The sequence below is a fragment of the Branchiibius cervicis genome, assembly GCF_042661605.1.
In the GTDB taxonomy this organism is placed as follows: Bacteria; Actinomycetota; Actinomycetes; order Actinomycetales; family Dermatophilaceae; genus Branchiibius; species Branchiibius cervicis.
This window is the reverse complement of record NZ_JBHSWJ010000002.1, coordinates 2571843-2594637: the sequence shown is the minus strand read 5'-3', so window position 1 is coordinate 2594637 and position 22795 is coordinate 2571843. Positions and strand designations below refer to the sequence as shown.

The window sequence follows — 22795 nt, the reverse complement described above, 5'->3', positions numbered from 1 at the left end:
TGTCATGCCGACCCGCGTGCTCCTGCAGTCCCGGCTGTCCTCGTCCCGATTGCCGGGGAAGGCACTCCTGACGGTGGCGGGCCAGCCCGTCGTGGCGCTGGCGGCCCGCCGAGCGGGCAACACCGGGCTCGATGTCGTGGTGGCCACCAGCGATCAGCCCGAGGACGACGCCATCGCCGATGCCCTGGGCGAGATCGGGGTGGCGGTGTTCCGCGGGTCGCTGCACGATCCGTTGCGGCGCTTCTACGACGCAACCCGTGACCTGGCCGATGACGACCTGGTCGTGAGGTTGACCGGCGACAACGTGGTGCCGGATGGATCGTTCGTGCAACAGATGATCGACGACATGCGGGCCGCGGGCGAGCAGTACATCCGCGTGGCGGTCACCGACATCACCGGGCTGGGCGCGGAGGTCTTCAGCGCCGGGCTGCTGCGGCAGGCACACCGCATCGCCACCGATCACTACGACCGTGAACACGTCACGCCCTGGATCCGTCGGCACACCGCGGACCTGTCCGTGAACCCGCCGCTGACCGGACCGGTGAAAAGGCTGCGCTGCACGATCGACACGCTGCGCGATTTCACCGTCGCGGCCCGCGCACTGCGCGGTGTGCCGGACCCGGTCGCGGTGCCGTGGCGGGTCCTTCTGGATCGCTTCATCGACGCGGGCGGTGCGGTGCCGGCGCCGCTGCCCGGCACGGTGCCCAACCCGATCGGGCAGGGTCCGTGGGTCCTGGATGCGGCACGCCTGGGCGGCGGCGTCGATCTCGCCGAGGTGGCGAGGGTGCTCGACGCCGCCGCGATGGCCGGGGTCACGCACGTGCACACCGACAGTCGGTACGGCGATGCGTCGGCCCGCATCGGGCAGAGCCTTGCGCATGGGCTGAGCGAGCGGCTGTCGGTCGTGGCGCAGGTGGCGCCGCTGACCGTCGTGCCCCCGTCGGCCCCGGCGGGCTGGGCGGCCGCCGCGGTCGAGGCGTCGGTCTACAACACGTTGCGGCTGCTGCAGACGAAGACGGTCGACGCGCTGCTGCTGTCGTGGTCGGACTGGATCTCCTGGTCGGGCGGCGGGCCGCTGGGATTGGCGACGGTGCAAGGTGACGGCCGCTGCCGGACGATCGGGGTGGCGTTGGACGACGCGTCCCAAGTGGCGCCGGCCCTTGCCGACCCACGGGTCGGATACCTGCGGATCCCTCTGCGCTGGAGGGACATTCAGATTCCCCGCTCGGACGTCATCGTCACATGTTCGGACTCAGCGGCGCGGGGATTGCCGTTCGTGACGTCGGTGTCGCTGCCCGCCGCATCGGTGGCGCAGGTCGAGCAGCAGGCGGCGTCGTTCCAGGAGCCGCCCACGTAGTCGGCGCTATCCGTGCGGTCGAGGTTACGCCGGCGTCCGGTCGTGCAGTGGCGACTGCGACCAGTGCGCCAGCAGGTCGGCCGGGTCGCTCCACACCGCGACGGCACCCGCATCGCGCAACTCGGCGGCGCTGGTGCCCCCGCATTCGAGGCCGATGCAGGGCATGCCGATCCGGGTTGCCGCCTGCACGTCCCACACCGCATCCCCTACGAACACCGCTTCCTGCGCCCGCACCCCGATGCGCTGGAGTGCGGCGGTCAGGATGTCCGGAGCGGGTTTGCTCTGGTCGGCGTCCTCACTCGTCGTCGCTTCGTCGATCCACGCCTCGGCGTCCAGGGCGTCACGCAGCGCGTCGTGGTCACGCTGGTCGGCCGAGGTCGACAACACCACCGTGAGCCCCTCGTCGTGGCAGCGCTTCAGCAGGTCGCGGGCACCCGGCAGCGGTGTGAACCGCTGGTACCAGGCGGCGACCAGCGTCGCGTGGGACGCCGTGATCGCATCGTCCTGCCCGTTGTCGTGATCGCCCAGCAGATGGTCGAGGATCTTGTCCGAGCCGAGTCCGATGGCTCGATGGATCGGCGCCATGGGCACCAGGTGGCCGTGTTCGCGCAGTGCCTGCCACCAGGCGATGGTGTGCACGTACGTCGTGTCCACCAGGGTGCCGTCGACATCGAACAGCACCGCACGTGGCCGGTCGGTTGAGGTGTCCATCGGGTCAGTCTTACGCATTCACCAACGCCAGCAGGGCTTCGGCGACCCGATCGCGGCCCTTACCGTCCACGAGCGCCTGACCAGCGCGGGCCTGGCGCTGCCGGAGGTCCGCGGAATCGAGCAGGTCGGCGAGCCGGGCAGAGGCCACACCCGGGTCGAACGTTTCCAAGTGGCCGAGCGGAGTGGCGACACCCAGTTCGGTGGCATGCCGGTAACCGTCGACCTGGTTGTCGACCACGCAGACCAGCGCCGTCGGCACGCCGAGACACAAGAATTCCCACACCGAGGACCCGGCCGCGCTCACGACGATGTCCGCCTCCTGCGCCAATTCGGCCAGCTCGGGTGTCGGTGGGACGATCTGCAGTTCTGCCGGGTCCACCGGGAGTCGGCTGAGGCGGTGCGCAAGGTCCGCGGTCGCCGCCACCGCGGTCACCTCGACGGGCCGACCGGTCGCAAGGATCGCCGGCACGACCACGGGCGCAGCGCCGTAGGGGTCGGTGCCGCCGAAGACCGCCAGCACCCTGGCCGGCCTGGCGAGCGGTCGAGGGGCGACGCGCCGCCGGTCGAGCACGTCGTCCCGAAAGAGGGTGTACTCGATGCCGGAGAGAACCTGTGATCCCGCGGGCCGGGCGCCCGGCGGTAGGAACCGGGAGGGGTCGGCGCCGAGGTTCTGGTCGACGTAGAGGTCGGCTGCCTGACCCGTACCGAACGCATAGTCGGTCATCGCCAGCACGGTCATACCGGCGGCTCGCAGCGCCGCGCCCGTCGCCGGGGAAGGTGATAGCCGTCGAGGACAACGGCATCGACCCCGGAGGACACGGCCAGTTCGCGAAGTTCCCCGGGATCGTCGGGGGCGGGGGCCGGGTGCAGGCCGCGTTGACCGAGCAGCGGCCGCGCCCAGTCCACGTCGGTGACCGTGCCCCAGAGCACGACCCGGGCGCCGCGATGCCGGAGCGCGTCGGTCAGGGCCAGTTGCCGCATGAGGTGACCCACGCCGTACGGGCCGCCGGCATCGCAGCGCAACGCGATCAGCGGCGGCATGCAGGTCCTCGGGCTCGGGAACAGGGGCGGCAAAATGCTAGCCTCTACGGTGGTCTGGCTGCCGTGTCGGCCGCCTCCACCGAGCACCTCCAGCGAATGAGAAGAGTACGCAAGCGTGAGTATCCTGCAGGGTTCGTCCATCCTGATCACCGGTGGTACCGGGTCCTTCGGCAAGGCGTTGATCACCCGCCTTCTCGACGACATCGGGCCGAAGCGGATCGTCATCTACTCTCGCGACGAGTTGAAGCAGTGGGAGGTGCGCCAGCAGTTCGGCGACGACCCGCGCCTGCGTTGGTTCATCGGTGACGTCCGGGATCTGCCGCGGCTGCAGCGCGCGATGCACCAGGTCGACTACGTGGTGCACGCCGCCGCACTGAAGCAGGTCGACACCGGCGAGTACAACCCGTTCGAGTTCGTCAAGACCAACGTGATGGGTAGCCAGAACGTGGTCGAGGCGACCATCGACGCCGGGGTGAAGAAGGTCGTGGCCCTGTCCACCGACAAGGCGTCCAGCCCGATCAACCTGTACGGCGCGACCAAGCTGACCGCCGACAAGATCTTCATCCTGGGCAACCACTACGCCGCGGCGTACGAAACCCGATTCGCGGTGGTCCGCTACGGCAACGTCACCGGATCCCGCGGTTCGATCATCCCCAAGTTCCGTGCGTTGCACGCTGCGGGCGAGTCACTGCCGATCACGGACCTGCGGTGCACGCGGTTCCTGATCACCCTGCCGCAGGCCGTCCAGATGGTCCTGGACACCTTCGAGATGATGCAGGGCGGCGAGCTGGTCGTACCCCACATCCCGTCGCACAAGGTGACCGACCTGGCCCAGGCCATCGCCCCCGGCGCCAAGATGCACGACATCGGACTGCGCCCCGGTGAGAAGCTGCACGAGGAGATGATCTCCCCGGAGGAGGGACGCCGCGCGGTGATCGTCCAGGACGGCAAGTACTACGTGTTGGAGCCGGAGCTGGCGACCTGGGGTTACAAACCCATCGAGAACGCTGTTCCGGTCCCCGAGGGTTTCCACTGTTCCTCGGACAAGAACGACCTGTGGTACTCCGCCGAGGACATCCGTCGCGTCCTGGAGTCCGGAGTCTGATGCTCCCGTACGGGCGGCAGTCGATCGACGAGGACGACATCGCAGCGGTTTCGCAGGTGCTGCGCGGCGACTGGCTGACCACCGGCCCCGCGGTCGCGCAGTTCGAGAAGGACGTCGCTGCGGTGGCGGGCGTCCACGACCCGGCGGTCGCCGTGACCTCCGGCACGGCCGCGCTGCACACGGCGTACGCAGCGGCGGGTGTCGGACCCGGTGACGAAGTGATCACCACGCCGCTGACGTTCTTCGCCACGGCCACCACTGCCATGTGGCAGGGCGCCCGGATCGTCTTCGCCGACGTCAGCGAAGACACCGGCAACCTGGACCCGGAGGCGGCCGCAGCAGCGGTCACCGACCGGACCAAGATCGTGGCCGGTGTCGATTACGCCGGTCACCCGATCGACGCGCCCGCTCTGGCGAAGGTAGCGCACGACGCCGGGGCGCTGCTGCTGGAGGACGCCGCACACAGTGTCGGCGGTTCGCTGGACGGTGTGCCGGTCGGGTCGCTGGCCGACCTGACGACGTTCTCGTTCTTCCCGACCAAGAACCTCACCACCGCCGAAGGCGGTGCGGTGGTGTCGCCCAGTAGCGAATTACTCGCTGCGGCAAGGAATTTCAAGGGGATCGGCTATACCCGGGAGGAATCGAAGCTGCGGGTTACCGATGAGGGCCCGTGGTACTACGAGGTGCACAGCCTCGGCCTGAACTACCGCTTGCCGGATGTGCTGGCCGCCCTGGGTTCCTCGCAGTTGACCCGCCTCGCCCGGTTCAAGGCGCGACGGCAGGAGATCACCGACCGGTACAACGCCGGGCTCGCGGACATCGAGGTGTTGCGGACGCCGGGGCACCGGGCGGGGGCCGAACCGGTCTGGCACCTCTACCCGCTGCGGATCCTCGACGGACGGCGCCGGGAACTCTTCGAGCATCTGCACGCGGACGGCATCGGGGTCCAGGTCAACTACATCCCGGTGCACACCCAACCCATCTTCGCCGACCTGGGTTGGCACAAGGGTCAGTTCCCGGTTGCCGAGGCCTACTCGGCCCAGGAGATCAGCCTGCCGATGTTCCCCGACCTCACCGACGTCGACGTGGACCGGGTGATCGACTCTGTGCGCACCTTCGTGGGGGCCTGATGCATCACGCCAACCATTTCTACGGGCACGCGCACATCATGGCCCGGTACGTCGGGCTCGAGGAGCCGCCGCGGATGTGGGGTTACCTGCAGCACGGCTGGAACATGCACGACGGTTTCGCCGTCGGCACAGTGTTCGCGCCGCGTTACCCCAAATTCGTGTGGTCGCAGGCCTGCGCACGTCGCGGCTGGGCCGATGGTTTGCGGGACTACGTGACGGTCGGGGCGCCGTGGCTGTACCTGCTGGAACTGGAGAAGCAGCGCGACTGGCTGGCCGATGCGCCCGAACGCACCGGGACCATCGTCTACCCGTTCCACGGCTGGGAGGGTCAGCAGGTCGTCGGCAGTCACACCGAATACGTCGAGGAGATCAAGGCCGCCGAGGGCGACGTGCCGATCACCGTCTGCCTGCACTGGAACGAGTTCGACAATCCGGAGGTGCGGCGCGAGTACGAAGCTGCGGGCGTCCGGGTGATCACGCACGGCCAGCGGGGATATCTCTGGCAGGACACCGACGTGGCGTTCCTCTACCGGCAGCTGGCCGAGATGCGCCGGCACAAGCGCGTCGTCTCCAACCGGATGAGCAGCGCCGTGCTGTACGGCGCGACGGCGGGCAACGAGGTCGGGGTCTACGGCGACCCGATGGAACTCGAGGCCGATCACGCGATCCTGGGCGGCGCCAGCAAGCCGCGCCGGATGTGGCCGCAGATGCACCAGTTCTCGGTCCCACGCGACTACGCCTACGGCGTGGCAGCGGACGAACTCGGCCTGGACCATGTGCTGCCCGAGACGGAGATCATCGACGTCTTCGGCTGGGGCGATGTGCTGACCCATCCGCTGCCACCACCGCCGGCGCCGCCGCTGGAGGAGAAGCGCAGCAACCGCGCCGCGTCACGCCGCGCCCGGGTCAACGCCCACCGGGCACCGGTCGAGGCCGAGTCCTCCGACGGCCTGGTCACCGAGGTGGACGAAGAGCTCACCGAGGAGACCATCGCCGTGGAGGCGACCGCGGAGACGACCTCGACCGAACCCAACGAGCCGAGCACGGTGAGTGAACCGGCTCGCACCGACGCCGAACCTTCGACGCCGGGCATCGGCTCCTGACCGGTCCCTAGTCGCCCAATCGCTTGGCCAGGTTGCGGGCCTTGCTCATGGCGCCGGGCGGCAACACCTGGTCCGCGGTCGACTTGGCCATCGACACCGCACGGTTGGTGGCGATCCTGCGCGGGGCGCGCATCAGGTCGACGGCCTTGTAGGTCAGGGTCGTTTCGTAGTTCTCGATCGTCTTCTCCAAGCGCCGGATGTAGCGATCCCGATGCCGCAGAGTGCCCTCCAGCCAGGCGATCTGACCGTCCTTCTGACGCATTTCGCTGGATCCGGCGCGCAGCCGGGTCAACAGCTCTCGATAACCGGCCTGATCGGCGGCGGGCAGGTCGCGGGCATGGCGACCGCTTTCCAGGTCCAGTTCGAGCAGTTCGTCGGCCATGCCCGGCGTTCCCAGCAGCGTCGCCCGGATGTGTGCCGAGGTGTTGGCAACTCGTGCGATGTCGGCCGGCGTGACGGAGAAGCCGGCCATCGCGGCGAGCGTGACGGTCAGCTCATCGGGGGTGACCCCGACCCGCCAGGGGTGCGCGCCGCCGGTGGCGAGCAAGCGAGTAGCGAAGGTCCGCAAGCCGCGCACGAGGGTGTCACCGGCCGACACGATCCCCGCCCGGCTCCAGGTCCGGTCCAGCAGGGTCAGCCCGTCGTCACTCATCAGGACGTTGTCCGGTGTGGCGAAGACGCGTTGGGCGGCGACATCGGTCGGCCAGGCCGAAGCGTCCTCCAGCCACTCGGCGTACCGGCGGACCAGCGGCCGGATGGCCGATTGCTGACGGGTCGCGGCAGCCGATCGCAGGCGCGTTTCCAGGGTGACCCCGACGGGGAATTCGACCTGGAGGGTCCGGGTCAGGTCGACCTCGCTGCGGTCGGCGTCCTGACCTCCGTCGCTCCACGAACGCGTGACCGAATCACCCTCCAGCACCAGCCGCTGGGTCCACCGTGTGGGCCCGGTCTCGACGTAGACCACGTCCGGTAGCGCGGTGCGGGTTGCCGGGCTCTTGCCGGCGACGATCAGCCAGGCAGGAGCCAGGTCGTCCAACTGACCTGCGGCCGTGACCCGGTCGAGTGTGGCGTGCACATCGCGCAGCACCGGCAGTTCGGTCAGTTCCTGGGTGGTGACCTGGGCGGCGACGGCGCGCACGGCTTCGACGCGACCCGCGTCGGTGGCGATGTCCCGGGAGACCAGTAGGTTGTGCGCGTCCAGGTTCGGGAGCGCGGCGTACGTCGAGTGGCAGGTCAGTCCGGCTGCGGCCAGCAGACCGTCCCGCTCACGGGCGTAGGTGGCGCGCTCACTGAAGCCGTCGGCGCCGATCCACCAGGCGACGTCCTCCTCCGTCTGCGGATCGGGTACGGCGCGCACCAGGTCGGTCAGCCCCAGCTCGTTGGCCAGGTCGGTCACCAGCACGCCGTCCTCGGTGAGGACCTCGCTCAGACGGTTGATCGTCTCGCCGATCGTCAGCCCGGTCCGGTCGGGGCTGAGCAGCCGTTGCGGGCCGCCGAGGGCCACGACCAGGTCGTAGTGCCGTTCGGGGTCGAAGTCGAGGAAGCCGCCGCAGAAGTAGGACACCCGCGAGTGCATCCCGCCGAGGATCTCCAGGGTCCGGACGTCGTCCAGCGAGCGGGTGAGGACGTCGATCCGGGCGGTCGTCGGCAGCTGCGGCAGAAGCAGTCCCGCGCGCGGACCGGCGAGCAGGACCGTCTGCGGAGCGGAGCCGGCCACGAGGCGCTCGACGACCGCGGCCGTGGCCCCGGGCGCGGTCAACTCGCTCAGATCGGACCAGGCGATCATGTCTCCGACGATCACGGTTGCGCCGGATACGGAGTCCTGCCGGATGCCGGTGTGCTCAGCCTGTTCGGTCATGGAGGTCAGCTTAGTTGGGCGCTGATCAGATCAGATCCCAGGACAGCGCCGTACCGCGGGCCACGTCGGCGGTGAACGTGCGCCCCTCGACGATCCGGAACAGGTCCGGAGCCAACCCGAGGGCCGGCCGGATGGAACGGACGTTCGCCGGCGTCACCACGTCACCGGCCTTGACGTCCTCGACGACGTAGAGCGAGCGGCGGAAGCGCAGGCCCTCGCGTTCACCAGGGGTGGCGCCGATGCGGGCTTCGCCCAGGCACTGCCACGCCACCTCGGACTCGCGCACCAGTGCACGCAATTCGTCCGGTTCGAGGGAGAAGGAGGAGTCGACGCCGCCGCCCTCGCGGGCCAGGGTGACGTGCTTCTCGATGACGACCGCGCCGAACGCGACCGCGGCGAGCGGTGCGCCGATGCCGGGGGTGTGGTCCGACAGGCCGATGTGGGCGTTGAACGCGTCGCGCATCACCGGGATGCCACGAAGGTTGGAGTCCTCCGGGTTGGCCGGGTAGTCGGCGGTGCAGGACAACACGATGATCTGCTCGTTGCCGGTCTCGCGGGCCGCGCTCACCGCGGCGTCGATCTCACTGATCGAGGCCATCCCGGTGGAGATGATGATGGGCTTGCCCTTGCTCGCGGCCAGGCGGATCAGCGGCAGGTCGACGATCTCGGAGCTGGCGATCTTGTAGGCCGGGGTGTCCAGCGACTCCAGGAGGTCGATCGCCGTCGCGTCGAAGGGACTGGAGAAGCAGGTCAGGCCGAGGTCGTTGGCGAGCCGGAAGATCGGCTCGTGCCACTCCCACGGGGTGTGCGCCTCGGTGTAGAGGTCCCACAGGGTGCGCCCGCCCCACAGCTCGTGGCCGTCGGACAGGCGGAAATCGGGGGCGTCGGAGTCGATCGTGATCGTCTCCGGCTTGTAGGTCTGCAGTTTGATCGCCTGGGCACCGGAGTCGGCGACCATGCGGACGATGTCGAGCGCCTTGTCGAGCGAACCGTCGTGGTTGCCGGAGACCTCGGCGATGATGAACGGCGCGTGGTCCGGGCCGATGGAGTGCTTGCCGATCGTGATGTCGGGAAGTTGCGTGCTCATGTACCTAGCCTTCGTCACGGGTGCGGCAGTGTCCAACTGCGATTACGGATCAGCCTATCCGCCGGGCCGATAGGCCCAGGTCACCGCAGCGGCTTGTTGCCCAGGTCCGCCAGCTGCTGTGCGTACGATCCCGGGAAGCGGGTACGCCGCTTGGTCCCGTCGGTGAGTACGAGCACCGCCTCATCGTCTTGGATGGTCACGGCCGCCACCTCCGGCCAGACGACGTCCTTCTGCGCGAACCCGCGGACGCCGGTGCGGTCAGCAACGCCGGCTGAGTCGCGGTACTTCACGACCAGCAACAGGATGAGTGCAGCGAGGACCAGCCGCACGACGAGCCGTGGCGCCACGTCAGCCGGTGAGCCGCCGTGCGCGAGTTCGTACGCCGCCCGAATGACTGCCGCGGTGCAGTAGAGCAGAGCGATGAGGAAGTAGCCGCGACGCTCTCGCGTGGACTGGCTGCGGTAGCGCAGCACGGTGGGTCGGTTCATTGCAGCGGCTTGTTGCCGACGCTAGCCAGCCGCTCGGCGTACTCGGGCGGGAATCCGGTGGGCTTCTCGGTGCCGTCGTCCATGACGACCCGGACGACGTCGGACCATCGCGTCGGTGCCTGGACGTGGTCGACGTCGCGCCACGGAATGTCCCTCAGGGGTCGCGGCAGGTGGATTGCGTCGGCATCCGCGGTGAGTCGGCGCGGTCGTCCGGCGGTGGCCCGTTGATAAGCGAACCAGCAGGCCGCGATGACCATCCAACCGATAGTGGGCCATGCGATCCGGTGTTTGGTGAACCAGTTGAGGACCATCGTGAGGATCCCAAGCACGACGGCGGCGACCCACACCCACCGTAGCCACGGAATGTCCGGCCTCGGCACCTGATACTCAACGACGTCCGCGTCCCCCACGCGCAGAGCATGCCGCTCGCCGGGGTCGGTAGGTCACCCGGGCGGGTGGATGATGGCCGGGATGGACGTCGACTTCGAGCTGCTTGCGGATTTCCTGGCGGTGACCAAGGAGGGTACGACGATCGCGGCCGCGCGCGCCCGGCGCATCTCCCAGCCGGCCCTCTCCGCACGTATTGCACGCCTCGAAAAGGCCGTTGGTGCAACGCTTTTCGAACGAGGCGCCGGCGGAATGCGTCTCACTGAAGCCGGCCAGCGTTTCGAACCGTTCGTTCGGCAGGCGCTCACCGCACTGGAGCGCGGCGCCCAGGTCGCGCGTGATGGAGGAACGCTGCGGGTGGGCGTGGTCGATGACGAGCTCGCCGTCGTGCGGCAGGTGGTGCAGCAGTTGCCTGCGCCGGTGCAGGTGCTGCGCCTGGGTGAGCCCGAGCAGGAGCGGCTCCTGCGCAGCGGTGACCTCGATCTGGCGATCGCGGGACCGCAGGTCGCCCCCGGTCTGCCCCGCGAGGTGCTGTCGCGCGAGAAGCTGTCACTCGCCGTACCCGCAGCTCACCCGCTCGCCGGTCAGGATCAGGTGACGGTCGCACAGACCGCGGACGAGGTGCATTACCTGCCCCGGGAGGAGTTCGCGCCGTCCTGGGTCGCGCTGGTGCGGGACCTGTTCGCCGACGCCGGGATCAACCCAGGGACGTACGCCGTGCAGTCCGATTCCAGTCTCAACCCGCTGCGGTGGGTAGCAGCGGGGGAGTGCGTTGCGATCAGCCTCGCGAGCACGCCGGCCCCTGCGGGCGTTGCTGTGGTGCCGTTGGTGACGCCGCGACGATTCGAGTGGGTGGCCATTGCGCGGAGCGGCTCAGAACTGATGGCGGTTTCGTCGAAGATCAGGGTCTGATCGCCGAGGCGCACACCGAGTTGTGGCGGTTTCGTCGGAAATCAGGGTGGATCGGGTCAGCGGTCGCCGGGCTGCACGGTCCGCCGGATCCGGTGCACCACCGTCACCAGCCCGTCGATCTCGACATCGTCGACGCCGACTTCCTCGAAACCGTTGCGCTTGTTCATCGAACGCACCGCTTCGTTGGCTTCGAGGACCTCGCCTTCGAGCACGTCCAACGCCAGCCCACCCTTGTCCGTGGGACCGAACGCGAGCTTGACGGCCTCGCGCTGAATCTTGATCCAGGCCGGCAGCAGTTGACCGCGCGCCTCCAAGCCGTCGTTGTCCAGGTAGTAGCCCCACATCGCGTAGCCGTCGTCGATGTCGAAGAACGTCACGACCCCGGCGGGAGTGTCCGCCAGCTCGTAGATGTAGACCTTGCGGTGCGGGTTGTCCTTCAGGGACGCCCAGTACTGCGCGTGCTCGTCCTCGCTGATGGGTTGCTGTTGGAGCGACACCGCCCGCACCACTGGGTGATTGCGCCACTTCAGCGCCAGGTCCTTGTCGTCGTCCGTAGCCGCTCGCAACACATCGCTAAACTACTCCGTGATTCCCGAACACAACCACGGAGGTTGAAGTGGCCACGCTCTCGCGCGACCAGGTACGCACCCTGATGGGGGAGGTGCTCTCGGCGCAGGGCAAACAGCTTCCCGCCGACGACTCCACCCAGCTCTCGGAGATCGGCTTCCGTTCCCTGGACTTCTCCGAGCTGGCGCTGCGCGTTGAGGACGAGTTGGACGAAGAACTCAACTTCGATGCTCCCGGCCTGCGCTCCATCGAGACCGTTTCGGACGTCCTGGACTTCGTCGACCAGCTGCAAACCTCTTGATCGAGTCGGCAGGGGCTGGCAACCGGGTCGTCGCAGGCGACACGGTCACGACGTGGGCGCAGCTGGGCGCGGCACCGGAGGACATGCCGCAGGCTGCGGCCTTCCTGACCGCGAACAACCTTCAAGCCGCGCACGCGGTCTGGGCGCACGTGCTCGACCCCGGCCGGGAGACGCTGATCGCGGCCCGCACCCGGATCGGGCAGGAGCAGGAGACCGAACTGCGCGAGGCCGGTCTGGCGATCATCGAGGGCCATGATGTCGTCCCCGCGCTGACCGAGCGTGCCGCCGAGCCCGGGCGTATCTGGTTGCTCACCAGCGGCTCCACCGGTCGCCCCAAGCAGGTCGCGCACACCCTCGACTCCCTGACCACGGTGAGCGGGCAGCAGCCGCCGCGCACCTGGCTGTGCCCCTATGCCACCGGTGCCTACGCCTGGTGGCAGGTGGTGACCCTGTCGCTGTCCCTGCCCGGGCAGGACATCGTCTTCGTCGAGCCGTCGGAGTTGGACTCCTGGCCGGCCAAGGCCGAGAAGTACGGCGTGACGGCCGCCTCGGGGACCCCCACCTTCTGGCGGCAGGCGATCTTCCGATCGGGGGAGACGATGGCCCGGCTACCGCTGCAGCAGATCACCCTCGGCGGCGAACCGGTCGACCAGGCGATCCTCGACCAGTTGCGCGAGCTGTATCCGCACGCCCGGATCTCCTGGATCTACGCCTCTTCGGAAGCCGGCGCCGCGATCGCGGTGCACGACGGGCATGCCGGGTTCCCCGGGCCTGGCTGGACCGGGACACCCCGGGCCGGCCGCGACTGTCGGTGGACGGCGAAGAACTGCTGATCGCCTCCTCGCACGCGGCCGAAGGGATGGACGCCGTCATCCGCACCGGCGACCGGGTCGAACTCACCGACGACCGCGTGCTGATCACCGGCCGGCTGGCCTCCGATGAGATCAACGTCGGCGGTTCCAAGGCCTCGGCCGGCAAGGTGCGCGACGTCCTACTCAACCACCCCGCGGTGGCGTGGGCCGCCGTACGCGGTCGCAAAGCGCCGCTGGTCGGCAACATGGTGGTCGCCGAGGTCGTCCTGACCGACGGTGCGCAGGTCAGTGACCAGGACCTGGTCTCCTATGCCGCCGAACAACTGCCCGACTACTCCGTGCCGCGGCGGATCCGCGTGCTGCCGCAGATCCCGATCAAGGAAAGCCTGAAGAGCGATGTCTGAACCCACTCCCATCCCGGCCACGAAGACCGTTCTCATCTCAGGCGGTTCACGTGGCCTTGGCCTCGACCTGGTCCGCGGTGCCCTCGACGGCGGCGCGAAAGTGGCGACGTTCGCCCGCACCGTCACCCCCGAACTGGAGCAACTGGCCAAGGAGCGACCGGACGACGTCTTCGTCGGTTCGGTCGACGCGACCGACGAGAAGGCAGTGCGGGCGTTCATCAAGGACGCCGCCGCCCACCTGGGGCCGATCGACTCGCTGATCAACAACGCCGCCATCGGCCAGGACTCGTTGCACGTGCATACCTCACCGGAGCGGATCGCCGACATCATCGGCACCAACCTGACCGCGCCGCTGTTGCTGACCCGCGCTTTCCTGCGGCACGCGATGGCCAAGGTCGGGCGGGGCCGGATCGTGATGGTCACCTCGATCTGTGCGCAGCGCGGCTACTCCGGGCTGGTCGCCTACTCGGCCACCAAGGGCGGTCTGGACTCGGCGATGCGGGCGCTCGCCCGGGAGATGCACGGCCGTTTCCTGGTCAACTCCATCGCGCCGGGTTTCTTTGCCTCCGAGATGAGTTCGGTGCTGGGCACCGAACAGTTGTCGACCATCACCCGGCGTACGCCGACCGGTCGCCTCGTCGAGCCGGCCAACGTCACGCCGCTGGTCAAGTCCCTGCTCTTCGACGACACCAACCTCAACGGCCAGGTCATCGTGGTCGACGGTGGCGGCAGCATCTGACCCGCTGGTCGTCCCGGCGCAGCAGGCGCGGAACCGGCGCAGCGGCGCAGCCAGCTATCTCGCCGACGGCCGCGCGGTGGTGTGGAACGTCCCTGCCGACGACCACGCGGTCGACGCGGAGATCGCGACGCAACCTGTCCCGCCGGCCCTCGCGCGGCGTACGGGCATCAGCGATCCGGCGCTCTTCTGGCCGGCCTGGACCCGCGCGGAGGTCGTCGCCAAGCTCACCGGTGAACCCATGCTGGTGTTGCTCAAGCGCACGGGGTTACCGGTCGGCGTACCCGAAGGCATCGAGGTGACCACGATCGAACGCGACGGCCTGGTGATTAGCCTGGGCAGCATGACGAAGCAGCCCACGGTCGGTGTCGTGATGCTGCACATGGGTGACCGGCCGGTAGAGCTGACGCACGCACTGGAGACGTTGAAGGCGCAAGAAGGTGTCGATCTCGACGTCGTCCTGGTCGGAAACGGTTGGCAGCCAACGGGATTGCCTGACTGGGTGCGCACGGTCCACTTGCCCGAGAACGTCGGCATCCCTGAGGGCCGCAACGTCGGCGCGGCCGAGGCGACCGGCGAACTCATCTATTTCTATGACGACGACGCGAGCCTGCCCACACCCGACGTCCTCGCCCGGTTGGCGGCCGTGATTCTCGCCGAGCCCGACATCGCCGTCGCTCAACCACGCGGGGAGGACCCGGGCGGTAAACCCGCACCGCGCCGATGGGTGCCGCGGTTCGACGTCAGCGATGGGGGAGCGGCCGGTGAGGCGACGTGGTTCTGGGAGGCGGTCTTCATGATCCGTCGTAGCGCCTTCGAGCAGGTCGGCGGCTGGCCCGGACAGTTCTTCTTCGCCCACGAAGGCATTGACCTCGCCTGGCGGTTGGTCGACGCCGGCTGGCGGATCATCTACGCGCCCGACATCGTGGTGAACCACCCGGCGACCGATGCCGCCCGCCACGCCGTCTATTACCGCACCAACGCCCGCAACCGGGTGTGGGTCGCACGGCGCAACCTGCCGTGGCCGCTGGTGCCGATCTACCTGGGCAACTGGACGGCGATCACCGTGTTGCGGGTGCACGACAAGGAGTCGCTGAAGGTGTGGTTCCGCGGCTTCGGTGAGGGTGTGCGCACGCCGGCGGGGGAGCGGCGGCCGATGTCGTGGAAAACCGTGGCGCGGCTGACTCGCGCAGGGCGGCCGCCGGTCGTATGAATGTTGTTGTCACCGGGGTGCGCAGCCGGAGCCATCTGGTCTACGTCGCGTCCTACCTGCGCACGCTGCCGCCGGACACGACGGTGCGGTACCTGGAGGGCGGCGGCTTCCTGTCGGCGACCGTCAGCCGGGACGAGGTCCGCAAGGCGTTGCCCTTGGACGTCGAATTCGCCGACAGTGCAACGGCTTTGGCCCCCAAGGGGCCGGTAACGTACGTCGCGGTCGGAGCTCCCGGGTTACGTCCCCTGGCCGCGTTGCGGCGCACCGACCCGCTGCGCCGGATCACCACCGTGGTCGTCGACGAGGGCCTGGGCACGTACGGCGACTGGGCGACCCGGCGTGCCGCCTACCTGCGTCAGGGTGGCTCGCAACTGAAATCCACCGTGCGCGCGGCCGCGATCGCGACCGGGAACCGGACACTGACCAGCCTGCGCTGGCCGCTTTACCGCAAAGAATCTGATTGGGCGGTGTTCGAGCCGGTCGAAGCAGAGTTCCGCCGTGCGCTGGGACCGGTCGACCCCGGTGCCTACGAGGCCGGCCGGGCGATCCTGCTGACCCAGCCGTGGGTCGATCTGGGGCTGATCGACCCGGAGGCCTACACGCGACACGTCGCTGCACTGGCCGCGGAGCAAAGGGACGCCGGGCGGCGGTTCCTGATCAGGGCGCACCCGGCCGAGACGCCGGGAAGGTACGGCGACTACGAGAGCCTGCCGATCGACGTACCGGCCGAACTGGACCCAGCCGTGGTCACCGCGGACCTGCTGATCGGCGCGTCCAGCACCGCGCTGCTCAACCTCGCTGCGCTGCATCACCGGCCCGTCCTGCGGGTGCTCCCACCGGGGACCGAGGCACTGGAAAAGGCGTTGAGTGCGGACCAGCGCAGTTTGCTGTCGCGCTATCTCCCGCCCCTTGTCAGCCCGGTCGTCTAGTGTCAGTTCTGTGAGGGCCAACCCCAAGACGGCCGCGCTGATCGCGTCCGCACCGCTTGTCCGCAACGCCTTCGATCGAGCCCGCACCGCCGCCCGGGATACGGCGGCCCGGCTGCCGCGCAACAGCGGGCCGTTGGACAAGTCCCACCTGGCCGGAGTGCGCCCCACCGCGCTGTTGGTCGACGGTTCGCAGGCCAAGGCCGCCCGCCGCGCGGGTCGGTTGCTGAGGCTGCCACGCACCATCGACGACACCGCGGCGTGGGCCGCCCTCGGAGCGCTGGCAGCGCTGGTGCGGGTCGTGGACGATGGCCGACGCCGCTCCGTCGTGGTCGACGCGGCCGGGCCCCGCTCGGTCTTCACCCGGTGGGCCGCGCGCGCCGGGTTCGCGCCCTTGTCGCTCAATGTCATGCGACCGGACGTCGTGGGCACCGACCTCGATCCGGGCACGGTGGACATGGTCGTGCGCCTGCACCCGCATTCGGCGACGCCGGAAACCATCGACCTGGATCTGGCGCACGGCGGTGCGGCGCTGCGCCCCGGTGGAGTCATCACCCTGACGACCCGCCTGGGTCCGGCCGACGAGGGGTCCTTCTCCGTGGCCGATCTGCGCGGGGTGATCGCCCGGGCCGACGAGCAGGGCCTGGGCCTGATCGGTGACGTCGGCGTGGTCGAGGGGCAGCTGGCGCGGCGCGCGGCCGACTCCGGCGCGTCGTACGGGCTGGCGCTGCTCACCTTCCGACGCCGGTGACCGCATTCACCACGACCTTCCGGCCCGGGCGGACGGTGCCGTTGCGCTCGATCCTCGGCTCGCTGCGCCGCGGCGCCGGTGACCCGACCTGGCGGGCCGACGCGACGGGCCTGTGGCGGGCTTCCCAGACACCCGACGGCCCGGTCACGACCCGCTTCGTCGCGCGGCCGGACGGGGTCGATGTGACCGCTTGGGGTCCCGGCGCCGGGTGGGCGATCAATCAGGTGCCACGGCTGTTGGGCGATCAGGACGACCCGTCCGGGTTCGTCGTTCACGACGCCGTCTTGCGCGACGCCGCCCGGCAGCACCGCGACTGGCGGATCGGGCGTACCGACCGCGTCATGGATGCGCTGATCCCGGCGATCATCGAGCAGCGGGTGACCGGCAAACAGGCGTTCGGCGCCTACCGGCGACTGGTGCAGCGGTACGGCGAGCGGGCACCCGGCCCGCGCACCGACCTGACAGCGCCGCCGCCGGTGAGTCTCTGGGCGCGGATTCCGTCCTGGGAGTGGTTGCGGGCGGGCGTCGACGCGGCCCGATCGGACACGATCATGAGGGCCGTGCGGGTGGCCGACCGGCTGGAGGAGACCGCGTCGTTGCCGGTGGCCGACGCCTGGCGCCGGTTGCGGGCCGTGCCCGGGATCGGGGTGTGGACCGCCGCCGAGACGTTGCAGCGGGCGATCGGCGACCCGGACGCGGTCAGCTTCGGTGACTACCACGTGGCCAAGGACGTGGGGTTCGCGTTGACCGGGGCGCCGGTCGATGACGCGGGGATGGAAGAGTTGCTCGCGCCGTACGCAGGGCATCGCTTCCGCGTGCAGTATCTGGTCTTCGCCGCGGGTCTGGGTGCGCCTCGCCGCGGTGCGCGACTCACGCTGCCGACCCACCTGCCCGTGCGGTGAGCAAGCGCGCCGGACATAGAAAGCGCAACACGTGATCACTCGACGTCGTATGTCGCCCGACCCCGCGAGCGAAGGCGCAATATGTGACCACTCGACGGGAAAGTGTCGCGTCCGCCGATGAGCCGCGAAGCTAGGGTGGAGCGCATGTCCCAGGCGCACGACGTACTCGCACAACTCGCCGACCGGACCGGGACGCAGGCCGCCGATTGGCATCTGGTCTTCAAGGCCCGCCACGGGATGCAGGTGGTCTTCGAGGAGATCGCGGTCGACGGTCCGGGGTCGGTGGCGACGCAGTTGCTGACCTGCGCAACTGCAGTCGATCCGATCCTCGTCGCGGGTCTGACCCCGGTTTACGGCGAGGTCAATGCCGACTCCCTTGCGCTCGACCCGGACACGCTGCCGACGGGCACCCGCGCGGTCGTGCTGCAGCACACCTTCGGGCTCATCGACGAGGCCCGCGCCCGGCAGCTGCGGCAGCGAGCCGAGGGCGCGCTGCTGGTCGAGGACTCCTGCCACTGCGTCACCCGGATGGCTCGTAGCGAGGACGGGACACCGCTGGCGGACATTTCGGTGCACTCCTTCGGCATCGAGAAGATGCTGCCCACCCGCTTCGGCGGCGCGATCTGGGTCAACCCGGACCTGCCCGATCGGGATCTGCACGCCCGGATCACCGGCCGCTTGGCCACCCTGCCGGTGGTCGACGGCCGGCTGGAGGCGGCGGTGCGCAGCTACCGCACCCAGAACGGTCTGCTGAACCGACTTCCGGCCTCGTTGTCGGGGCGCCTGCGGAAGGCGCTGGTGGCGACCGGAGTCCTCGAGCCGGCCATCGCGCCGGTCGAAACCCGCGGTGGATTGAGCCATCCGCCGATGGCCCCCAGCGCCTCGGTGACCGCGCAGATCGCCCAGGCGCTGCCCGGCCTGGACGCCACCGAAGCGCGCCGCGCCGCGGCGGTAGCGATCTACCGCGAGCAGGTGGCCGATCTCGTGCAGGTTCCCGAATTCGCGACCGCGACAAGTCCGTTGGTGCGCTTCCCGTTCTTCGTGGCCGATGCCGCGGACGCCGAACCGACCGTCAAGAAGCTCACCGAGGCCGGACATTACGCCGGTCGCTGGTACCGGCCAGCCCTGTTCCCGGGCGCCCAGAACCCGGCCGAATACCACTACACGCCGGGCGATCCCAGCGTCGCGCGCACCGAGGATCTGATCTCTCGGATCGTGAACCTGCCGACCGACGTCGAGCCCGACCGGGCACGGGCAGCGGCAGATGTGCTGCGCGAATCCCTTACTGCGAGCGCGTCTTCGCGTACTTGAAATACGCCAGCGTGTGCCGGGCGTCGATCCGGGCGATGTCGATACGCCGGTCGCGGCTGAGGTCGGGTGCGTAGTCCAGCGTGTGCACCTTGCCGTTCTTGGCGGCCGAGGTGTATTGCGCTCGAAGGGATTTCGGCGCGAACCGGCGTACCACCGGATAGGGGACGTTCAACCAGAGCCGCTCTTCGGTGGCCACGGTGAACGGCACGGGCCGGTTGTAGACCAGGTCCTGCACGACCGGACGGAGAAGGTTCCCGCCGCCGGCCATCGCGTAGTACGACGTTGCGCCCGGGCGCAGATTGACCTCCAGCAGTTTGCGCAGCCCGGTCCGGCGGTCGTGCATCACATCGAAGTTAGCCAGCCCGACGTAGCCCACGCCGTCCAGGAAGCGCTGCATCGACGCCACGAGTTCGTCGTCCCGGACCGAGATGATCGCGTTGTTGTTGCCCACCAGTGCCGGATCCCATTCGGTCAGGACCACTTGCCCGCAGGCCGCGAACCGCATCGAACCGTGCTGGTCCGAATAGGTGTTGGCGACCCGCATGACCGCTTCGTCGCCGGCGAGGTACTCCTGCACCACCAGGTCGTCGTCGTACCCGGCCACGAAGATCCGGCCGGCGATGTCCCGCAGTTGCGCAGCATCCTGCACGACATAGACCTTCTGCTTGCCGGGGAAGTCCAGACGCGGGTAGATGTCGGTGTTCGACGGTTTCAGGATCACCGGATACGGGAACGGCAGATCGGTGCCGAAGTCGTCACCCAGCGGCGAGTTCGGACCCACGATCACCGTCTCCGGGTGCGGGACGCCCAGCTCGGCGCAGGTGCGGTAGAAATCGGTCTTGTTCATCAACCGGTCGGTGACGTCCCGGCCCGGCAGCGGCACGACGTACCGCTCGTCCAGGTCATCGCGACGATCCAGCACGACGTTGGTGTAGAACTCGATCGTCGGAATAAGCAGCAGCGTGCGGTCCGGGAACTCACGCGCGACCTCGTCCAGAACACCCACGATGACGTCGGCGTCGGCGAAGTCGGCGCGGGCACGCACCTGCACGATCCCGGAGTGGGCCGTCTCCCGCACCGCGAACCGGCCCAACGCCAGCGACCTCACTCCATAGGCCTCATGCAGCGACCGGGAGATGTTGTAGGCGTTGAGGTTGGTGCCCAGGATCACCGGGACGAAATCGTCGTTACCGAGTTGCACCCGGCCGATTCTAGGTGTGGACCGTGATCCGCACCCGCTGCGGACCGAGTCGTTCGGTGCGCCAGGCCAGGCGCTCCCCGGTCAACGCCACCTCGACGCGCGCCCACAACCGGCCGAGGGCCACCGCGTCGTCCCCGCTCAGTTCGACGGTCTGATCGTCAACGTGTACGGCGACCGGCGCCTGGCCGTGTGCCGCGGTCCGTACGGCGCGCCGCAACCGATCGGTGACCGGCTCCTCACCGGCGGCAGGCAAGCCGACGCGCTCGGCGTCGGGAGAACCGGGAGTCACTCCCAGCGCGTCCCGGACCGCCTCGTGCCGGCCCAGGGCGAACCAGTCGGTCGGCCCCGTGCGGATCAGCGTCGGTTGGGGTGTGTTCGTGAGCAGCCCCGCCAGTCCGCGTACGACGGCCACCGGCACCCGCTCGACCTTGCCCTTGACCAGGTCTGCGGCACAGGCGATTTCGTCGGCCAGGTTGCGTATCGTCACCGCGAGATCGCGTCCGTGCGTGTCAGCCAGGCCGCGCAGATCGTCCAACCTCTGCAAACCGCTGGTGCCGAGAGCGAAGTCCGTCAGCCCGGCCCGCCAGGGGCGCCCGGAGGTGTCGGACAGCACCACCGCGAGCCTGGCCCCGGTCGCCGACTCCAATGCCGCGCGCAGGTCGCCGGCCGCGCCGTCGGGATCCGGCGGCAACAGCAGGAGTTCCTCGCTGTTCGACGCGTCGATGCCGGCCCCGGTCATCACGGGACCGGAAGTCGCGACGACGATCCGGGTCACCCCGGCCGCCGTCGCCCGTTCGGCGACCACCGCGGTGGAGTTCGCCAACACCAGCGCCTGGCGGTCATCGGTGATCACGCGAAGGCCAAGCGCTTTGGAGACCACCTTGCTGGTCACAACCACGATGTCGCCGTCCTGCAACGGGATCGACCCGGCGATCAGCGCAGCCAGGTCGTCGCCCGCTTCGATCTCCGGCAGGCCGGTGACCGGCAGCAGTGTGAGGGTCACGAGTGCACAGCGGGCGCCGTGCCGGCGAGATCGATGGCTGCCTGGGCGATGTCAGCGGTTGCCTCGACATCACTCATCAGCACCGGGCGGGGCAGGACCCGCACACCCCGCAGATCGTCGTACGCCGACAGGTCTTCGTCCTCATCGACCAGCCAGCCGGACAGGAAGTCGGCGTACAAGCCGGCCACGGCCCGCGACGTGGATTCGACGCCGATCGCGGACAGGCACGCATCGGCGTACCCGCGCACCGGTCGACCCGAGATCAGCGGGCTGACGCCGATCACGGGCGCCGTGGTGCCGCGCAGCGCGTCACGGATGCCGGGGACGGAGAGGACGATCCCGATGGAGACCACGGGGTTGCTCGGCGGCAGCAGGACCAGGTCGGCCTGCCGGATCGCGTCCAGCACGCCGGGCGCCGGTGCGGCGCGGTCCATCCCGGCGACCACGAAGCGTTCGGCGGGGATGGCGGCGTGCTCCTTGACCCACCACTGCTGGAAGTGCACGGCCTGCGGCCCGGAACCGTCGTCGATCACCACGTGCGTCTCGACGGGGGAGTCGGTCATCGGCAACAGCCTCACCCCCGTGCGGGCAGTCCCCAACGTTCGGCCAGGCGCGCCGTCACCTGCGACAGGCTCTGCCCCTGGCCCAGCCACTGGCTGCGCACGATGTGGGTGCCGAAGTCCTTGTCGCCCATCCCGAACCACTGGGGCGTCGCGCCGTACGCCGCGAGTTCGGCCTGGACCGAGAACGTCTCGTCCGCGCGGCCCCAGCCCTGTTCCTCGTGGATCCCGCCGCCCAAGGTGTAGAGGACCGTGTCCAGATCCGGGCACACCCGCAGCCCGAAGAGCGTGATGTCATCGCCGGTGTTGCCGATGATCGTGAGGTCGGCTTCCTCGCCGGAGCGTTCGAGGGCGTGCAGCACACCGCGTAGGAAACGGGCGCCGCCGACGCCACCGGAGAGAGCCGTGATCCGCATGCCGACAGTCTCGCAAACGCCCTACACCATCGTGCGGGCGCGTATCTTCCGGCCTCCCGGGGTTGACCTTTGGGAATGACACGCGTGTAATTGCATTGCTGTCATTCGCTGAGGAGCCCGCCATGACCCAACAGGCAATGCACGAACAGACAATCCCCGATACCCCATCGTCCGAGGCCGCCGTCCTGACCCTTCACGACCAGACCGCGATGTTGCGCGAGCTGACCATCGCCGCTTCGACCTCCGCCATCGAGGAGGACGAGCTGGCGTGGCAGCAGCGTGCCCTGTGCGCCCAGACCGACCCTGAGGCGTTCTTCCCCGAGAAGGGCGGCTCCACACGCGACGCCAAGAAAGTGTGCGTGGGCTGCGAGGTGCGCTCGGAGTGCCTCGAATACGCCCTGTTGCACGACGAGCGGTTCGGCATCTGGGGCGGCTTGTCCGAACGCGAGCGCCGTAAGTTGAAGAAGCGCGCGGTCTGATCACCCCTTGTTGCCGGCCGCCGGCACCGCTTCC

At 69.2% G+C, this 22795-nt stretch carries 27 protein-coding genes; 15 read left to right on the top strand and 12 right to left on the bottom strand.

Annotated features, from left to right (window positions below):
- Positions 1-4: 4 nt before the first annotated feature.
- A complete protein-coding gene (locus ACFQBT_RS13515) occupies positions 5-1357 on the top strand; it encodes an aldo/keto reductase (protein ID WP_377823409.1) in 1353 nt (450 codons plus the stop codon).
- Between the two features lie 24 nt (positions 1358-1381).
- On the opposite strand, the gene ACFQBT_RS13510 is transcribed toward ACFQBT_RS13515, so the two are convergent.
- Genes ACFQBT_RS13510 through ACFQBT_RS13500 form a run of 3 tightly spaced genes read right to left on the bottom strand, consistent with a single transcriptional unit; the run spans position 1382 to position 3109 of the window.
- Complete coding sequence (locus ACFQBT_RS13510) at positions 1382-2068, bottom strand: HAD family hydrolase (protein ID WP_377823408.1); 687 nt, start codon at positions 2066-2068, stop codon at positions 1382-1384.
- 10 nt (positions 2069-2078) lie between these two features.
- The gene (locus ACFQBT_RS13505) at positions 2079-2792 is read right to left on the bottom strand and encodes a hypothetical protein (protein WP_377823407.1); all 714 of its coding nucleotides are present in this window, start codon (positions 2790-2792) and stop codon (positions 2079-2081) included.
- An 11-nt stretch (positions 2793-2803) separates the two neighbouring features.
- Positions 2804-3109, bottom strand: coding sequence for a hypothetical protein (locus ACFQBT_RS13500; protein WP_377823405.1), 306 nt, complete (start codon positions 3107-3109; stop codon positions 2804-2806).
- A gap of 115 nt (positions 3110-3224) precedes the next feature.
- Between ACFQBT_RS13500 and pseB the strand changes: the two genes are divergently transcribed.
- From pseB to ACFQBT_RS13485, 3 genes are read left to right on the top strand one after another with little or no spacing between them, the layout of a single operon-like run.
- A complete protein-coding gene (pseB, locus tag ACFQBT_RS13495) occupies positions 3225-4214 on the top strand; it encodes a UDP-N-acetylglucosamine 4,6-dehydratase (inverting) (protein ID WP_377823403.1) in 990 nt (329 codons plus the stop codon).
- A complete protein-coding gene (locus ACFQBT_RS13490; RefSeq protein WP_377823401.1) occupies positions 4214-5344 on the top strand; it encodes a DegT/DnrJ/EryC1/StrS family aminotransferase in 1131 nt (376 codons plus the stop codon). Before pseB ends, ACFQBT_RS13490 begins: the two co-directional genes overlap by 1 nt.
- Entirely contained in the window at positions 5344-6447 is a 1104-nt protein-coding gene (locus ACFQBT_RS13485; protein WP_377823400.1) for a hypothetical protein, read from the top strand. The genes ACFQBT_RS13490 and ACFQBT_RS13485 overlap by 1 nt, the downstream gene beginning before the upstream one ends.
- 7 nt (positions 6448-6454) lie before the next feature.
- On the opposite strand, the gene ACFQBT_RS13480 is transcribed toward ACFQBT_RS13485, so the two are convergent.
- The 4 genes from ACFQBT_RS13480 to ACFQBT_RS13465 all read right to left on the bottom strand — a co-directional run bounded on the left by ACFQBT_RS13480 (position 6455) and on the right by ACFQBT_RS13465 (position 10290).
- Positions 6455-8305 carry a hypothetical protein gene (locus ACFQBT_RS13480; protein ID WP_377823399.1) on the bottom strand — a complete coding sequence of 617 codons (1851 nt, stop codon included), beginning with the start codon at positions 8303-8305 and terminating at the stop codon, positions 6455-6457.
- 25 nt (positions 8306-8330) lie between these two features.
- A complete protein-coding gene (pseI, locus tag ACFQBT_RS13475; RefSeq protein WP_377823398.1) occupies positions 8331-9392 on the bottom strand; it encodes a pseudaminic acid synthase in 1062 nt (353 codons plus the stop codon).
- An 80-nt stretch (positions 9393-9472) separates the two neighbouring features.
- On the bottom strand, positions 9473-9880 hold the full coding sequence (locus ACFQBT_RS13470) for a hypothetical protein (protein ID WP_377823396.1): 408 nt from the start codon (positions 9878-9880) through the stop codon (positions 9473-9475).
- Positions 9877-10290 (bottom strand): hypothetical protein, encoded by a 414-nt coding sequence (locus tag ACFQBT_RS13465; protein WP_377823395.1) that lies wholly within the window; start codon positions 10288-10290, stop codon positions 9877-9879. The genes ACFQBT_RS13470 and ACFQBT_RS13465 overlap by 4 nt, the downstream gene beginning before the upstream one ends.
- Before the next feature lie 61 nt (positions 10291-10351).
- Here ACFQBT_RS13465 and ACFQBT_RS13460 point away from each other — a divergent pair, with 61 nt between their 5' ends.
- Complete coding sequence (locus ACFQBT_RS13460; RefSeq protein ID WP_377823393.1) at positions 10352-11179, top strand: LysR family transcriptional regulator; 828 nt, start codon at positions 10352-10354, stop codon at positions 11177-11179.
- Between the two features lie 56 nt (positions 11180-11235).
- On the opposite strand, the gene ACFQBT_RS13455 is transcribed toward ACFQBT_RS13460, so the two are convergent.
- Complete coding sequence (locus ACFQBT_RS13455) at positions 11236-11748, bottom strand: GNAT family N-acetyltransferase (RefSeq protein WP_377823391.1); 513 nt, start codon at positions 11746-11748, stop codon at positions 11236-11238.
- 47 nt (positions 11749-11795) lie between these two features.
- On the opposite strand from ACFQBT_RS13455, the gene ACFQBT_RS13450 reads away from it, so the two are divergent.
- From ACFQBT_RS13450 to ACFQBT_RS13410, 9 genes are all read left to right on the top strand, one after another.
- On the top strand, positions 11796-12047 hold the full coding sequence (locus tag ACFQBT_RS13450) for a phosphopantetheine-binding protein (protein WP_377823389.1): 252 nt from the start codon (positions 11796-11798) through the stop codon (positions 12045-12047).
- Positions 12044-12880: an AMP-binding protein gene (locus ACFQBT_RS13445; protein WP_377823388.1), complete on the top strand. Its 837-nt coding sequence runs from the start codon at positions 12044-12046 to the stop codon at positions 12878-12880. Before ACFQBT_RS13450 ends, ACFQBT_RS13445 begins: the two co-directional genes overlap by 4 nt.
- On the top strand, positions 12859-13263 hold the full coding sequence (locus ACFQBT_RS13440; protein ID WP_377823387.1) for an AMP-binding enzyme: 405 nt from the start codon (positions 12859-12861) through the stop codon (positions 13261-13263). The genes ACFQBT_RS13445 and ACFQBT_RS13440 overlap by 22 nt, the downstream gene beginning before the upstream one ends.
- Positions 13256-14002 carry an SDR family NAD(P)-dependent oxidoreductase gene (locus tag ACFQBT_RS13435; protein ID WP_377823385.1) on the top strand — a complete coding sequence of 249 codons (747 nt, stop codon included), beginning with the start codon at positions 13256-13258 and terminating at the stop codon, positions 14000-14002. Before ACFQBT_RS13440 ends, ACFQBT_RS13435 begins: the two co-directional genes overlap by 8 nt.
- Positions 13986-15212 (top strand): glycosyltransferase family 2 protein, encoded by a 1227-nt coding sequence (locus tag ACFQBT_RS13430; protein ID WP_377823383.1) that lies wholly within the window; start codon positions 13986-13988, stop codon positions 15210-15212. The genes ACFQBT_RS13435 and ACFQBT_RS13430 overlap by 17 nt, the downstream gene beginning before the upstream one ends.
- Before the next feature lie 17 nt (positions 15213-15229).
- Positions 15230-16141 carry a polysialyltransferase family glycosyltransferase gene (locus ACFQBT_RS13425; RefSeq protein WP_377823381.1) on the top strand — a complete coding sequence of 304 codons (912 nt, stop codon included), beginning with the start codon at positions 15230-15232 and terminating at the stop codon, positions 16139-16141.
- A 10-nt stretch (positions 16142-16151) separates the two neighbouring features.
- Positions 16152-16889, top strand: coding sequence for a hypothetical protein (locus ACFQBT_RS13420; protein WP_377823379.1), 738 nt, complete (start codon positions 16152-16154; stop codon positions 16887-16889).
- Positions 16886-17791, top strand: coding sequence for a DNA-3-methyladenine glycosylase family protein (locus ACFQBT_RS13415; RefSeq protein ID WP_377823377.1), 906 nt, complete (start codon positions 16886-16888; stop codon positions 17789-17791). Before ACFQBT_RS13420 ends, ACFQBT_RS13415 begins: the two co-directional genes overlap by 4 nt.
- 144 nt (positions 17792-17935) lie before the next feature.
- Positions 17936-19102, top strand: a complete 1167-nt coding sequence (locus tag ACFQBT_RS13410; RefSeq protein WP_377823375.1) for a DegT/DnrJ/EryC1/StrS family aminotransferase — start codon at positions 17936-17938, stop codon at positions 19100-19102.
- Here ACFQBT_RS13410 and ACFQBT_RS13405 read toward each other — a convergent pair.
- The 4 genes from ACFQBT_RS13405 to ACFQBT_RS19935 are packed head-to-tail and all read right to left on the bottom strand — an operon-like array spanning position 19074 to position 22282.
- Positions 19074-20303, bottom strand: coding sequence for a carboxylate--amine ligase (locus tag ACFQBT_RS13405; protein ID WP_377823373.1), 1230 nt, complete (start codon positions 20301-20303; stop codon positions 19074-19076). The genes ACFQBT_RS13410 and ACFQBT_RS13405 overlap by 29 nt on opposite strands.
- Before the next feature lie 10 nt (positions 20304-20313).
- Entirely contained in the window at positions 20314-21306 is a 993-nt protein-coding gene (gene cofE / locus ACFQBT_RS13400) for a coenzyme F420-0:L-glutamate ligase (RefSeq protein WP_377823372.1), read from the bottom strand.
- A complete protein-coding gene (locus ACFQBT_RS19940) occupies positions 21303-21869 on the bottom strand; it encodes a 2-phospho-L-lactate transferase CofD family protein (RefSeq protein WP_465252291.1) in 567 nt (188 codons plus the stop codon). Before ACFQBT_RS19940 ends, cofE begins: the two co-directional genes overlap by 4 nt.
- An 11-nt stretch (positions 21870-21880) precedes the next feature.
- Entirely contained in the window at positions 21881-22282 is a 402-nt protein-coding gene (locus tag ACFQBT_RS19935) for a 2-phospho-L-lactate transferase CofD family protein (protein ID WP_465252290.1), read from the bottom strand.
- Between the two features lie 209 nt (positions 22283-22491).
- Between ACFQBT_RS19935 and ACFQBT_RS13390 the strand changes: the two genes are divergently transcribed.
- Positions 22492-22761 carry a WhiB family transcriptional regulator gene (locus tag ACFQBT_RS13390; protein WP_109688840.1) on the top strand — a complete coding sequence of 90 codons (270 nt, stop codon included), beginning with the start codon at positions 22492-22494 and terminating at the stop codon, positions 22759-22761.
- Positions 22762-22795: the final 34 nt, after the last annotated feature.